Annotated in this window: 9 protein-coding genes and 3 pseudogenes; 5 read left to right on the forward strand and 7 right to left on the reverse strand. The window is 72.2% G+C overall.

The annotated features are described in order from the left end of the window. Nucleotide 1 precedes the first annotated feature (1 nt). The 3 genes from ABZ570_RS08460 to ABZ570_RS08470 are packed head-to-tail and all read right to left on the reverse strand — an operon-like array spanning nucleotide 2 to nucleotide 2,740. Complete coding sequence (locus tag ABZ570_RS08460; protein ID WP_358058893.1) at nucleotides 2-955, reverse strand: ABC transporter ATP-binding protein; 954 nt, start codon at nucleotides 953-955, stop codon at nucleotides 2-4. Further along, nucleotides 952-1,833, reverse strand: coding sequence for an ABC transporter permease (locus ABZ570_RS08465; protein WP_358058896.1), 882 nt, complete (start codon nucleotides 1,831-1,833; stop codon nucleotides 952-954). The genes ABZ570_RS08460 and ABZ570_RS08465 overlap by 4 nt, the downstream gene beginning before the upstream one ends. After that, complete coding sequence (locus tag ABZ570_RS08470; protein WP_358058899.1) at nucleotides 1,826-2,740, reverse strand: ABC transporter ATP-binding protein; 915 nt, start codon at nucleotides 2,738-2,740, stop codon at nucleotides 1,826-1,828. The genes ABZ570_RS08465 and ABZ570_RS08470 overlap by 8 nt, the downstream gene beginning before the upstream one ends. Before the next feature lie 472 nt (nucleotides 2,741-3,212). Here ABZ570_RS08470 and cysC point away from each other — a divergent pair, with 472 nt between their 5' ends. The 3 genes from cysC (at nucleotide 3,213) to galT (ending at nucleotide 6,789) form a co-directional block, all read left to right on the forward strand. Beyond that, entirely contained in the window at nucleotides 3,213-4,742 is a 1,530-nt protein-coding gene (gene cysC / locus ABZ570_RS08475) for an adenylyl-sulfate kinase (protein ID WP_358058902.1), read from the forward strand. A 185-nt stretch (nucleotides 4,743-4,927) separates the two neighbouring features. Further along, the gene (locus ABZ570_RS08480) at nucleotides 4,928-5,719 is read left to right on the forward strand and encodes a DeoR/GlpR family DNA-binding transcription regulator (protein ID WP_358058905.1); all 792 of its coding nucleotides are present in this window, start codon (nucleotides 4,928-4,930) and stop codon (nucleotides 5,717-5,719) included. After that, nucleotides 5,716-6,789 (forward strand): galactose-1-phosphate uridylyltransferase, encoded by a 1,074-nt coding sequence (galT, locus tag ABZ570_RS08485; RefSeq protein ID WP_358058908.1) that lies wholly within the window; start codon nucleotides 5,716-5,718, stop codon nucleotides 6,787-6,789. The genes ABZ570_RS08480 and galT overlap by 4 nt, the downstream gene beginning before the upstream one ends. A gap of 337 nt (nucleotides 6,790-7,126) precedes the next feature. Here the strand turns inward: galT and ABZ570_RS08490 are convergent, their stop codons facing one another. Together ABZ570_RS08490 and ABZ570_RS08495 are read right to left on the reverse strand one after the other, a co-directional pair. Continuing rightward, the gene (locus ABZ570_RS08490) at nucleotides 7,127-8,344 is read right to left on the reverse strand and encodes an NADP-dependent isocitrate dehydrogenase (RefSeq protein ID WP_358058911.1); all 1,218 of its coding nucleotides are present in this window, start codon (nucleotides 8,342-8,344) and stop codon (nucleotides 7,127-7,129) included. Between the two features lie 217 nt (nucleotides 8,345-8,561). Next, nucleotides 8,562-8,795, reverse strand: a pseudogene (locus tag ABZ570_RS08495) (VOC family protein); the annotation flags it as partial. Here ABZ570_RS08495 and ABZ570_RS08500 point away from each other — a divergent pair. Further along, nucleotides 8,772-9,428: pseudogene (locus tag ABZ570_RS08500) on the forward strand (TetR/AcrR family transcriptional regulator); the annotation flags it as partial. The pseudogenes ABZ570_RS08495 and ABZ570_RS08500 sit on opposite strands and share 24 nt — an antisense overlap. Before the next feature lie 104 nt (nucleotides 9,429-9,532). On the opposite strand, the gene mdh reads toward ABZ570_RS08500, so the two are convergent. Further along, a complete protein-coding gene (gene mdh / locus ABZ570_RS08505) occupies nucleotides 9,533-10,483 on the reverse strand; it encodes a malate dehydrogenase (protein ID WP_358058914.1) in 951 nt (316 codons plus the stop codon). Between the two features lie 100 nt (nucleotides 10,484-10,583). After that, the gene (locus tag ABZ570_RS08510) at nucleotides 10,584-11,447 is read right to left on the reverse strand and encodes a bifunctional methylenetetrahydrofolate dehydrogenase/methenyltetrahydrofolate cyclohydrolase (protein ID WP_358058917.1); all 864 of its coding nucleotides are present in this window, start codon (nucleotides 11,445-11,447) and stop codon (nucleotides 10,584-10,586) included. Nucleotides 11,448-11,863: 416 nt separating this feature from the next. On the opposite strand from ABZ570_RS08510, the pseudogene ABZ570_RS08515 reads away from it, so the two are divergent. After that, nucleotides 11,864-13,464, forward strand: a pseudogene (locus ABZ570_RS08515) (ABC transporter substrate-binding protein). Nucleotides 13,465-13,520 lie beyond the last annotated feature (56 nt).

Consider the following 13,520-nt stretch of genomic DNA (forward strand, 5'->3'; position numbering starts at 1 on the left):
GTCAGCTCCCCACCAGATAGGAGAAGACGCTCTCCAGCGATTCGTCCTCGGGCGTCAGGGACCGGACCCGGACGCCCCGGGTCAGCGCGATCTTCGGCAGCGCCCGGGTGAAGGCGCCGTAGTCGCCGGCCCGGACGGTGAGCCCGTCCCGGCCCAGCTCCACCCCGGTCACCGAGGGCTCGGCGATCAGCGCGACCGCGAGGGCCCGGTCGTCGGTGGAGCGGATCGCGAAGACGTGCGGCCGGTTGGTCATCAGCCGCCGGATGGTCCGGTAGTCGCCGGAGGCGGCCAGCCGTCCGGCGACCATCACCTGGACGGTGCCGGAGACCTGCTCGACCTCCTCCAGGATGTGCGAGCTGAACAGGATGGTCCGGCCGGCGTCGCCGAGGCGGTGCAGCAGGGCCATCATGTGCAGCCGCTGCCGCGGGTCCATCCCGTTGAACGGCTCGTCGAGCAGCAGCACCTGCGGGTCGTGGACCAGCGCCGCGGCCACCCGGGTGCGCTGCCGCATCCCCTTGGAGTACGTGCCGATCCGCCGGTCCTGCGCGTCGGCCATCTCGACCAGGTCGATCGCCCGGCGGGCCGCGGCCTCCGGGTCGGGCAGCCGGTGCAGCTTCGCGCTGGCCAGCACGAACTCGTACGCGGAGAGGAAGGCGTGCACCGCCTCCCGCTCGCTGACCAGGCCGAGCCGCCGGTAGACGCCCGGGTTGCGCCAGGTCGGCTCCCCGTCGAGGGTGACCGCGCCCCGGGACGGGGCGAGGAAGCCGGCCATCATGTGCAGCAGGGTGGTCTTGCCGGCGCCGTTGGGCCCGAGCAGGCCGGTCACCCCGGGCCCGAGCCGCATGGTGACGTCGTTGACCGCCACCACGTTGCCGTACCAACGGGAGACGCCGGCGAGGTCGAGGGTGGAGGCGGGGGTGGCCGGGGCCGCCCGCTCCGCGCTGATCGTGGTCATCGGGCGGCCACCTTCCGGTATCGCAGCAGCAGCAGGGCGACGCAGCCGGCCACCAGTAGCACGGCGGCGGCCAGGTAGACCGGGCCGAAATCGCCGATCATCCGGTCCACCGCCGCGCCGGGCGCCAGCAGGTCGCCGAGGGTGTAGAGGCCGACGCCCTGCACCAGGGTGGACGGCGAGGCGAGCATGGCCAGCTCGTTGACCGCCCGGGACGGCATGATCGACAGGGTGCCGACGATCGGGGTGGTCATCAGGAACGCGGCCACGATGCCCCCGGCCGCGAACGCCCGCTTGCCGGTGAGTGAGGCGATGAGCAGCCCGACCGAGGCGAAGACCACCGCCCACAGGGCCGCGTAGAGCAGGCCGGGCAGCAGGTCACCGAGCTCGTTCCAGACCCCGCGCAGCCCGTCGTCGGTGGTGAACGCGGCGCCGAGGAACATCACCAGCTGAGGTGCGCCGAGCAGCAGCCAGAGCGCGGTGACCAGCGCGCCGAGCTTGGCCAGCGCGTAGTCGCCGCGGGGCAGCGGCCGGGAGAAGTAGAGCGGCAGCACGCCACTGCGTAGGTCGCGGGAGACCAGCTCCGGCCCGACCACCGCGACGAAGAAGATGACCAGCCAGCTCATCGCGTCGGCGAACTGGGCGTACGTCATGACCACCTGGCCGGTCTGGGTGCGTACCGCGGTCAGCCCGGCGGCGACCACCACCACGATGCCGAGCACCAGCCAGGGGAAGATCTTCGCCTTGGCGGACCGGCCGAGGCCGAACGCGGTCCGCAGGCCGTGCAGGTAGAGCGCGCCGAAGACGTGCCGGCGGCCCAGCCGGGGGCCGGTGTAGCGCTGGTAGCCGATGTCGTGGATGACGCCGGTCGGCTCAGACATGGCTGGGCTCCCTCGTGGCGAAGAGTTCGGCCACCCGGTGCCGCCGCTGGTCCAGCCGGTGCAGCGGCAGGTCCAGCTCGGCGACCGCGCCGAGGATCAGGTCGTAGGTGGCGTCGTCGGCGAGCGGCACGAGCAGCAGCCGCCCCTCCCGGGACACCGGCAGGTCGAGCGCGGCGAGCCGGGCGGCCAGGTCGTCCGTACCCTCGCTCACCTCCACCGCGAGCACGTCGGTGGCGGAGGTCATCGCGGCCACCCGGTCGGCGCGCAGCAGCCGCCCACCGTCGATCGCGACGAGCGTGTCGCAGATCCGCTCCACCTCGCCGAGCAGGTGCGAGCAGACCACGACCGAGATGCCGAACTCGGTGCCGATCCGGTGGATCAGGGCGAGCATGGCGTCCCGGCCGGCCGGGTCGAGGCCGTTGGTGGGCTCGTCGAGCAGCAGCAGGTCCGGGTCGTGGACCAGGGCCTGGGCGAGCTTCACCCGCTGCTTCATGCCGGTGGAGTAGCCACCGACGGCCCGGTGGCGCTCCTCGTGCAGGCCGACGTGGCGCAGCGCCTCGGAGGCCCGTTCCCGGGCGACCGTCCGCGGCAGGCCGCTGATCCGCCCCAGGTGGGTGACCAGTTCGGCGGCGGAGAGGTCGGGCGGGAGGGCGTCGTGTTCGGGCATGTAGCCGACCCGGGCGCGGACCGCCGCCGGGTCGGTGGTGGGGTCGAGGCCGAGCACGGAGACCCGGCCACTGGTCGGAGGGAGCAGGCCCAGCAGGATCTTGATCAGCGTGGACTTGCCCGCGCCGTTGGCGCCGACCAGTCCGATGATCCCCGGCTCGACCGACACCGTGAGGTCGGCCAGCGCGGTGACTCGACCTCCGTACGTCTTGGTCAGCGACTCGGTCGCGAGCAGTGTCACGACGACCAGCGTAGAAAGGGAAGCCCGCCGCGGGTATCAGGAAACGCTCGGGGATACCCCTGATTCCGCCCGGACGGGGGTCGGCACGCCCGGGTGCGGAGCGTCCGCCACGCCGGGCGGGAGGCCGGCCGATGCGGGCGGCGCGGACGGTCCGGATCTTCAGGTCGCGCTGGCCGGACGGCCGGTTCGCACCGGCCGTCCGGCCGGCCCGGCCGCGGCGGGCGGCCGTCCGGTGGGCACGCTCGGACGTGCGGCGCGGGCGCACCGGTTCCCGGGCCGGCTCGCGCGCAGCGGGCTGACCAGCGGCTTCGCCCGTTGCGTACGCTGGGAAGCGTCGTTCGGCGCCGTCCCGCCGCCGGCCGTCGGCGCATCGCGACCGGCGCCGCCCCGGCCGACGGGAGGTGGAGTGGCGCTCTCGACCGGAGGCCGGTGTGCTGAGAAACTGTGTGCCGGCCGGTGAGTTGGGGGTTTGATGAGCAACGGGTGGGTGCTGCCCGAGGACGTGTTGCGGGACGCGCCGGCGTACGCGCCTCGCACCGGCGAACTGGCCGATCTGGAGTTGCTGCTGACCGGGGCGTACGCCCCGCTGACCGGCTTCATGACCCGGGCCGACCTGGCCGCGTTGAACCGGCGCGGCAAGCTGGCCGACGGCACGCCGTGGCCGGTGCCGGTGACCCTGCACGTGCCGGCGACCCTCGCCGAGGCACTGGAGCTGGGCGACCCGCTGCGCCGAGCGCTGGTGCTCACCGACGGCGAGGGCGCCCCGGTGGCCGCGATGGACGTGGCCGACGTCTGGCCGGTCCGCGAGGGCACGGTGGGCGTCGGTGGCGCGGTCCGCCGGCTCGGCGACGGCGGCCACGGGCCGTTCCAGCGGCTGCGGCGCAGCCCCGAGGAGGTCAGGTCGCTGCTGCCGCCGGGCCGGGTGCTCGGCGTCTTCGCCGACCGGCCGTTGCACCGGCCGCAGCTCGCACAGATCGCGCACGCCGCCCGCACACTGGCCGCGCACCTGCTGGTGATGATCCCGGTGGGCGAGGAGGGCAACGGCGGGCTGCCGTCCGAGGCGCTGGTCCGCGCGGTGTTCGCCGCCCGCGACCGGATGCCCCCGGCCACCCTGGTGGCGGTGCCGCTGGTGAGGCGACGCGACGAGATCAGCGACGCCCTGCTCCGCGCCCGGGTCGCCGCCGCGTACGGCGTGACCCACCTGCTCTCCACCGAGGGGATGCTCTCCGGGGCCGGCCTGCGGGTGCTGGTGCCCCGGGAGTTGGCGTACGACAACCGGGACGGGCAGTGGCGCTGGCGGGAGGACATCCCGCCGCGCAACCGGCGGCAGGCGCTCAGCCAGGAGGAGATCGACGACCTGCTGGACCGCGGCTTCCCCCTGCCCGAGTGGCACACCCCGCCGGCGGTGGCGAAGGAGCTGGCCCGGGCCCGTCCGCCACGCCGGCACCGCGGCCTGGTGATCTTCCTGACCGGGCTGTCCGGCTCCGGCAAGTCGACCATCGCCCGCGGCCTGGCCGACGTGCTGCGCGAGGGCGGCGAGCGGAGCATCACCCTGCTCGACGGCGACGTGGTGCGCCGGGAGCTCTCCGCCGGGCTGGGCTTCAGCAAGGCCGACCGGGACGCCAACGTGCGTCGGATCGGCTGGGTGGCCGCCGAGATCGCCCGGCACCGGGGGGTCGGCATCTGCTGCCCGATCGCCCCGTACGCGGCGGCCCGGGCCACCGCCCGGGAGATGGCCCACGCCGCCGGGGCGGGTTTCCTGCTGGTCCACGTCGCCACTCCGCTGGAGGTGTGCGAGCAGCGTGACCGCAAGGGCCTGTACGCCCGCGCCCGGGCCGGCCTGCTCACCGGGATGACCGGCATCGACGACCCGTACGAGGAGCCGACCGACGCCGACCTGGTGGTGGACACCACCGACATGACCGTCGAGGAGGCGGTCCAGCGGGTGATGGACCACCTGACCGAGACCGGCTGGGTGGAGCCCCGCCTCCAGTCCGCCTGACCGGGGCCGGCCGGGTGTCGCCCCGCTTCCCTTGCGGCTGACCGTCGCGGGCCGTCGCCGCCGTCCGTGGGCGGTGGACCCGCCCCTTCCTTCCGCCGCGCCCCGCCTGCGCGCTAATGTTCGTCATTGTTGGAACGCGTGCGACCGCGTGGACACGTGGTCGCGAGGTCCGGAGGTGACGGCGGATGCTGGCGCGGCAGCGGCAGGCGGCCATCCTGGAACGGGTCCGCGCCGCCGGGGGCGCACGGGTCACCGAGCTGGCCGGCGAGTTCGGCGTCTCCGACATGACCATCCGCCGCGACCTGGAGGCGCTGCACGAGCGGGGCCTGCTGGCCAAGGTGCACGGCGGGGCGACCCTCGCCGGCCCCGGCTCGACCGACGAGCCCGGCTTCCGCGCCAAGTCGGTCCGGCAGTCGGCCGAGAAGGCGGCGATCGCCGGCCACGCCGCCCGGCTGGTCCGCCCCGGTGCCGCGATCGCCCTGTCCGCCGGCACGACCACCGCCGAGCTGGCCCGCCGCCTGGTCGAGGTGCCCGGGCTGACCGTGGTGACGAACTCGCTCCCGGTGGCCGAGATCCTGCACGTCGGCGGCCGGCCGGACCAGACCGTGGTGCTCACCGGCGGGGTGCGTACCCCCTCGGACGCGCTGGTCGGCCCGCTGGCCGTGGCGGCGCTCGGGACGCTCCACCTGGACCTGCTCTTCCTCGGCGTGCACGGGATCAGCGAGCGCGCCGGGTTCACCACCCCGAACCTGATGGAGGCGGACACGAACCGGGCCCTGGTGGCCGCGGCCGACCGGCTGGTGGTGCTCGCCGACCACACCAAGTGGGGCACGGTCGGCATCTCGTCGATCGTCGGGCTGGACGCCGCCGACGTGCTGGTCACCGACGACCGGTTGGCCGCGGACGCGCGCCGGGTACTCGAGGACAGGGTGGGCGAGCTGGTGGTCGTCGTCCCGGGCACCGAGAGGGCGGAATGAAGCGTACGCGGATCGAACTGGCCGACGGCCGGGAACTCATCTACTTCGACGAGCGGGACGACGCGGTCCGCGACCAGCCGGACCGGCGCGAGCTGCCCCCGCCGCCGCCGGCGTCGCAGCTCCGGTACGACCCGCTCACCGGCGAGTGGGTGGCGGTCGCGGTGCACCGGCAGACCCGCACCTTCCTCCCCCCGGCCGACCAGTGCCCCCTCTGCCCGTCCCGGGACGGCCGGCTCAGCGAGATCCCCGCCCGCGACTACGACGTGGCCGTCTTCGAGAACCGCTTCCCGTCGTTGAGCCAGCGGGTCGCCGAGGAGCCGGCCCGGATCACCCCGTTCACTCCCGTGCGCCCGGGGCGCGGCCGGTGCGAGGTGGTCTGCTTCACCGACGACCACCACGCCTCGTTCGCCGGCCTCTCCCCGCGGCGGGTGCGGACCGTGCTGGACGCGCTCGCCGACCGGACCACCGCGCTGGGCGAGCTGCCCGGGGTGGAGCAGGTCTTCCCGTTCGAGAACCGGGGCGTGGAGATCGGCGTGACGCTGCACCACCCGCACGGCCAGATCTACGCGTACCCCTTCGTGACGCCCCGCACCCGGGCGATGCTCGCCGCCGCCCGGCGGCACGCCGAGCGCACCGGCGGCAACCTGTACGCGGACGTGCTCGCCGCCGAGCGCGCCGCCGGGGACCGGGTGGTGGCGAGCAACGAGCACTGGACGGCGTACGTGCCGGCGGCCGCCCGGTGGCCGTTCGAGGTGCACGTGGCCCCGCACCGCGCGGTGCCGGACATCCCGGCGCTGGACGACGCCGAGCGGGACGGGTTCGGTCCGCTCTACCTGGACGTGCTGCGTCGCTTCGACAGGCTGTTCGATGCGCCGATGCCCTACATCTCCGCCTGGCACCAGGCCCCGGTGCACGTGGACCGGGACCTCGGCCATCTGCACCTGCAGCTGTTCAGCATCCGGCGGGCCGGGGACAAGCTGAAGTACCTGGCCGGCTCGGAGTCGGCGATGGGCGTGTTCATCAACGACATCGCCCCGGAGCGGGCCGCCGAACTGCTCCGGGCCGCGTGAAAGGAAGGGGCCCCGGTTAACGCCTCCGGTATAGGAAGGGGCCCCTCCTAACACCCGCACAACAGGGCGCGGGGGGCCCGGGACAGGGCCCCCCGCGAGGGAAGGGACGGCTGGCTGTGCGCGACAGCCGGGAAGGCTGGCTGATCGGCACTCTGCCGCGAGGCGACCGCGGTCAACCTTCCTGGATGGGACTCGCATCCCGTCCACCCAGTTCAACGAGGCGCGCCACCTGCGGTGACGCGACCGGCGCGGGGCCGGAGCGCGCCACACCGACCGGCGGAGACGACGGAGCCCGCCGGCAGCGGGCCGGCGGGCTCTGTCGTGACGCGTACGGGAATCAGGCCGCGAGCTTGCGGGCCAGGTTCTCGTCGAGCGCGTTCATGAACTCGTCGGTGGTCAGCCACGGGGCGTCGCGCGAGATCAGCAGCGCGAGGTCCTTGGTCATCTGGCCGCCCTCGACGGTGTCGACGATGACCTGCTCCAGGGTGTTGGCGAACTCGGTCACCGCCGGGGTGCCGTCCAGCTTGCCCCGGTGGGCCAGGCCCCGGGTCCAGGCGTAGATCGACGCGATCGGGTTGGTCGAGGTCTTCTCGCCCTTCTGCCACTGCCGGTAGTGCCGGGTGACCGTGCCGTGCGCGGCCTCGGCCTCGACCGTGCGGCCGTCCGGGGTCATCAGCACGGAGGTCATCAGGCCGAGGGAGCCGAAGCCCTGGGCCACGGTGTCGGACTGCACGTCACCGTCGTAGTTCTTGCAGGCCCAGACGAACCCGCCCTCCCACTTGAGCGCGGCGGCGACCATGTCGTCGATCAGCCGGTGCTCGTAGCTGATGCCGGCCTTCTCGAACTCCGACTTGAACTCGTTCTCGAACACCTCGGCGAAGATGTCCTTGAACCGGCCGTCGTACGCCTTGAGGATGGTGTTCTTGGTCGACAGGTAGACCGGGTAGCCGCGGTCCAGGCCGTAGCGCATCGAGGCGCGGGCGAAGTCCCGGATCGACTCGTCGAAGTTGTACATGCCCATGGCGACGCCGCCGCCGGGGAACTTGGCGACCTCCATCTCCATCGGTGCCCCGCCGTCGGCCGGGGTGTAGGTGATGGTCACCGTGCCCGGGCCGGGGACGACGAAGTCGGTGGCCTTGTACTGGTCGCCGTGCGCGTGCCGGCCGATGATGATCGGCTTGGTCCAGCCGGGGACGAGCCGCGGCACGTTCGACATGATGATCGGCTCGCGGAAGACGACGCCACCGAGGATGTTGCGGATGGTGCCGTTCGGCGACCGCCACATCTTCTTCAGGCCGAACTCCTCCACCCGGGCCTCGTCCGGGGTGATGGTGGCGCACTTGACGCCGACGCCGTGCTCCTTGATGGCGTTGGCGGCGTCGATGGTGACCTGGTCGTCGGTGGCGTCGCGGTGCTGGATCGACAGGTCGTAGTAGTGCAGGTCGACGTCGAGGTACGGCAGGATCAGCTGCTCCCGGATCTGCTTCCAGATGATCCGGGTCATCTCGTCGCCGTCGATTTCCACGACCGGGTTGTTTACCTTGATCTTCGCCATCGGCCGGCGCTCCTCTCGGGGGACACGTGCTCAAGCAGTACGAGCGTACTGGAAACTGACCGGGGCGCCCCAGCCGGCCTCACCAGGAGTGGAAAACGGGCTCCCCCGGGGCGGCCGCGGTGACATCCTTCCCGGATGCCGCTGGATCACACGATCGGGTCTATCACGGCCACCGTCCCGCCCGGCAGGACGGTGGCCGTTTCCAGTCGCGCGAGGCTCAGCCGGCCTCGCCCGGGGCGGACACCCACTGCACCAACTGGAGGATCACCCCGTTCGGGTCGGTGACCTGGAAGAACCGCTCCCCCCAGGGCTCGGTCTGGAGCGGCGTCGTGATCGCCACGCCGGCGGCGCGGAGCCGGGCGTACTCGGCGTCGATGTCGTCCACCACGAAGGCGACGATCAGGCCCGCGGCCCGCTGCCCGCGCAGGTGCTCCGGCTGGATGCTGGCCAGGGCCGCTCGCTGGACGACATCGTCACGGCCGCGATCGAACTGGCCGACGCGAACGGGCTCGACGCGGTGACCATGCGGGCGGTCGCCCAGGCGGTCGGCGTGGCCCCGATGACCCGCTACACCTACGTGCCCGGCAAGGCTGAGCTGCTCGACCTGATGCTGGACACGAGCTACGCCCGGATGCCCCGGCCGGACCGCTCCGGCGAACCGTGGCGGGCCCGGGTGGCCGCGCTCGCGCAGGACAACCGGCAGCTGTTCACCGCCCACCCCTGGGCCGCCGAGGTCGCCGCTGGCCGGCCGCCGCTCGGCCCCGGGATGATGGCCAAGTACGAGTACGAGCTGCGCGCCTTCGACGGCACCGGCCTGGACGACGTGCAACGGGACGCGGCGTTGACCTACGTCCTCGACTTCGTCCGGGCCGCCGCCCGCTCGGCGGCCGAGGTTCGGATCGCCCGCCAGGCGAGCGCGTGGAGCGACGAACAGTGGTGGGCGGCGAACGCCCCGCTGCTCGCCCGGGTCCTCGACGAGCAGCGGTACCCGACCGCCGTCCGGGTCGGCGCCGCGGCGGGGGCCGCGCAGAACGCCGCGTACAGCCCGGACCACGCGTACGAGTTCGGCCTGGCCCGGGTTCTCGACGGCCTGGGCGTCCTGATCGACGGCGCAGGCGACCGCAGCCGGCCCGGAACGCGAGAGCGCCCCGCGACCGGCGGTCGCGGGGCGCTCTCGTGCGGTTGGGGTCACATGTTGGCGACGTCGGCCTGCTTGGCGCGGACGGCCTCGGCGGCCTCCTTGAGGCTGGCCATCTCGTCGGCGTCCAGGTCGGTCTCGACGACCCGCTTGACGCCCTCGGCCCCGATCGCGGCCTCGACGCCCAGGTAGACGCCGGAGATGCCGTACTCGCCGTCGACCCAGGCGCAGACCGGCATGACCTCGCCGGAGTCCTCGGCCACGGCCTTGGCCATCCGGGCGGCGGCCGCCGACGGGGCGTAGTACGCGGAGCCGGTCTTCAGCAGCGCGACGACCTCGGCGCCCCCGTTGCGGGTCTTGACGACCAGCTCCTCGATCTGCTCGGCGGGCATGACGTCGCGCAGCGGCTTGCCGTCCACCGTGCTCTTGGAGGGGACCGGGACCATGGTGTCGCCGTGCGAGCCCAGGGTCAGGGTCTTCACCGACTTCACCGGCACGTTCAGCGCCTCGGCGACGAAGTTGGTGAACCGGGCGGTGTCCAGCATGCCGGCCTGGCCGAGCACCCGGTTCTTCGGGAACTGGGTGGCGATCTGGGCGAGCGCGGTCATCTCGTCGAGCGGGTTGGAGACCACGATGACGACGGCGTTCGGGGCGTACTTGGCGACGTTCTCGGAGACCTGGCGGACGATCTTGGCGTTGGTCTCCAGCAGATCCATCCGGCTCATGCCCGGCTTACGGGGCAGGCCGGCGGTGATGACGACGACGTCCGAGCCCTCGATGGCATCGTAGCCCTCGCCGTTCGGGCCGGTGGTGACGCCGACGACCTTGGTCTCGAAGCCCTCCACGGCGCGCGACTGGTTGAGGTCCAGCGCGAGACCGGCCGGCTTGCCCTCCACGATGTCGGTGATCACGACGGTGTCGAAGACGTCGTACTCGGCCAGGCGCTGCGCGGTGGTGGAGCCGTAGAAGCCGGCCCCGACGACAGTGACCTTCTTACCCATGGTCGTCCCACTCCCTGCTACCAGTCGGTTTTTCCGGACCGTATCAGCCATCCTGGCACCGGTCGGCCCAGGGGCGGACGGTTATGACGCGCTTGGGGGGTTACCCCTGCCGCTCGGCACGCTCCACCACGTTGGTCAGGAGCATGGCCCGGGTCATCGGCCCGACGCCGCCCGGCATCGGCACCAGCTTGCCGGCCACCTCCGCCACCTCCGGGTCGACGTCGCCGGTGTAGCGGCCCTTGCCGTCGGGGCCGATCACGCGGGTGATGCCGACGTCGACGACCGTCGCGCCGGGCGTGATCATTTCGGCCGTGAGCAGGCCCGGCACGCCGGCCGCGACGATGACGATGTCGGCGGCGCGGGTCTGTTCGGCCAGGTCCAGCGTGCCGGTGTGGCAGAGGGTCACGGTGGCGTTCTCGCTACGCCGGGTGAGCAACAGGCCGAGCGGCCGGCCAACGGTGTTGCCGCGCCCGACCACCGCGACCTTGGCACCGCGCAGCGCCACGTCGTGCCGGCGGAGCAGCTCGACGATGCCGCGCGGGGTGCAGGGCAGCGGGCCTTCGTAGCCGAGCACCAGCCGGCCGAGGTTGACCGGGTGCAGGCCGTCGGCGTCCTTGGCCGGGTCGATCATCTCCAGCGTCCGCTGGGTGTCGAGGTGGCCGGGGAGCGGCAGCTGGACGATGTAGCCGTGGCAGGCCGGGTCGGCGTTCAGCTCGGCGAGGACGGCGTCCAGCTGCTCCTGGCCGGCGTCGGCGGGCAGCTCGCGGCGGATGGATGCGATGCCCACCTCGGCGCAGTCGCGGTGCTTGCCGTTGACGTACGCCTGCGAGCCGGGGTCGGTGCCGACCAGGACCGTGCCGAGCCCAGGGATGGTGCCGCGCTCCGCCAGCGCCTTGACCCGGGTCCGCAACTCCTCCTTGATCTCCGCCGCGGTTGCCTTGCCGTCGAGGATCGTCGCCGTCACGTCTGGATCGTCTCACGTCGCGTCGCGACCCCGGCCGACGACAGCCAACCGTGACCCTCCGTTACGTGGGATTCGTCACTCCCCGTTACACACTGTGTATCGCGCCACATCGTGGGACGGACACCCGATGACAACCGGGGCAGAGCAGACGGCCGGTCGGGAAGCACCCGAGGAGCCCGGGAGCACGCTCCGGGCGCAACCCGGCGAGGCTGAAAAGCGGCAATGAGCAGTTCCTTTACCTCCTCCCCCCGTAGCAGAGGGCCACCCGGTCAGCAAACCCGAGGTTCGCAGTCCGTTACCACATCGCAACGCTCTCGTTGCCGAAACCGGCCGCGACGACCTACCGTTGCCGATCGTTGCGCAGCGTTACCCAGCGCCGGGCCTGACTGCGCAGCGTGAGGAGATGAGGAGACTCAATGCGTGTTCGTAGGCTCGCCGCCTGGACCGCTCTCCCGCTCGCGGTGACCCTGGGCCTGGTGGCCTGCGGCTCGGGCGGAGGCAGTGGCGGCAAGAGCGACCCCAACGCGTCGGTGCGGATCGAAATCGCCGAGCCGCAGCACCTGGTGCCGACCAACACCACCGAGACGAGCGGCTCGCAGGTGCTGTCCGCCCTGTTCAGCCCGCTGATCGACTACGACGAGGCGAACAAGCCGTACGAGGTGGCGGCCGACTCGGTGACGTCGTCGGACAACAAGGTCTGGACGATCAAGCTGAAGCCCGGCTACACCTTCCACAACGGCGAGTCGGTCACGGCCGACAACTACATCGACGCCTGGAACTACGGCGCGTACGCCCCCAACGGCCAGAACTCCAGCTACTTCTTCGAGAAGATCGCCGGCTACGACGACCTCCAGGGCGAGAAGCCGAAGGCCACGACGCTGAGCGGCCTGAAGAAGGTCGACGACCTGACCTTCACCGTGACGCTCGCCGAGCCGTACGTCGACTTCAAGAGCATGCTCGGCTACACGGCCTTCTACCCGCTGCCCAAGGCGGCCTTCTCCGCCCCGGGCGTGCTCGCCGAGGGCTACGAGCAGGCGCCGGTCGGCCAGGGCCCGTTCAAGATGAAGGGCACCTGGCAGCACGACGCCAAGGTCGAGGTCGAGAAGTACGACGCCTTCCCCGGCCAGCAGCCGAAGGTGGGCGGCGTCGAGTTCCGGATCTACCAGCAGCCGACCGCCGCGTACGCGGACGTGCTGTCGGACAACCTCGACGTGATCAAGACCATCCCGACCGAGAACCTGTCGACCGCCGCCGCCGACCTCGGCGACCGGTTCCAGCAGAGCCCGGCCTCCTCGCTCCAGGTGCTGGCCTTCCCGACCTTCCAGAAGGAGTTCAGCAACCCCGAGGTGCGCAAGGCCATCTCGATGGCGATCGACCGGGACGAGATCACCAGGTCGATCTTCAAGGGCTCGCAGCAGTCGGCCCGCTCGTTCGTCTCGCCGGTCGTCGCCGGCTACCGGGACAACACCCTCGGCGCGGCCGGTGAGTTCGACCCGGCCAAGGCCAAGGCCCGGTACGAGGCCGCGGGCGGCCCGAAGAAGATCGAGCTGTCCTACAACGGCGACGGCGGCCACAAGGACTGGATCGACGCCACCTGCAACCAGCTCAAGGCCAACCTGGGCGTGGACTGCGTGGGCACCGCCGAGCCGAAGTTCGCGGACCTGCTGACCAAGCTCAAGCAGAAGCAGCCGGTCGGCCTGTTCCGGATGGGCTGGGTCATGGACTACCCGTCCATGGAGAACTACCTCGGCCCGCTGTACAGCACCAACGGCTCGTCGAACTACTACGGCTACAGCAACCCCGAGTTCGACAAGCTGCTCGCCGAGGGCGCCGGCGCCCCGACGCAGGACGAGGCGATCAAGAAGTACCAGGCGGCGGAAGACCTCCTGGCCAAGGACATGCCGGTGATCCCGCTCCGGTTCGGCCAGAACAACTTCGGCCACTCGACCAAGGTCAAGAACGTCGAGGTGGACCTCTTCGACCGGTCAACCTGCTGAAGATCGAGGCCGTCAAGTAACACCCCCCGTGCGACGGGTCGGGCCGCCCACGCCGGGTGGCCCGACCCGCGCGAAC

Source organism: Micromonospora sp. NPDC007271, assembly GCF_040634005.1.
GTDB lineage: Bacteria > Actinomycetota > Actinomycetes > Mycobacteriales > Micromonosporaceae > Micromonospora.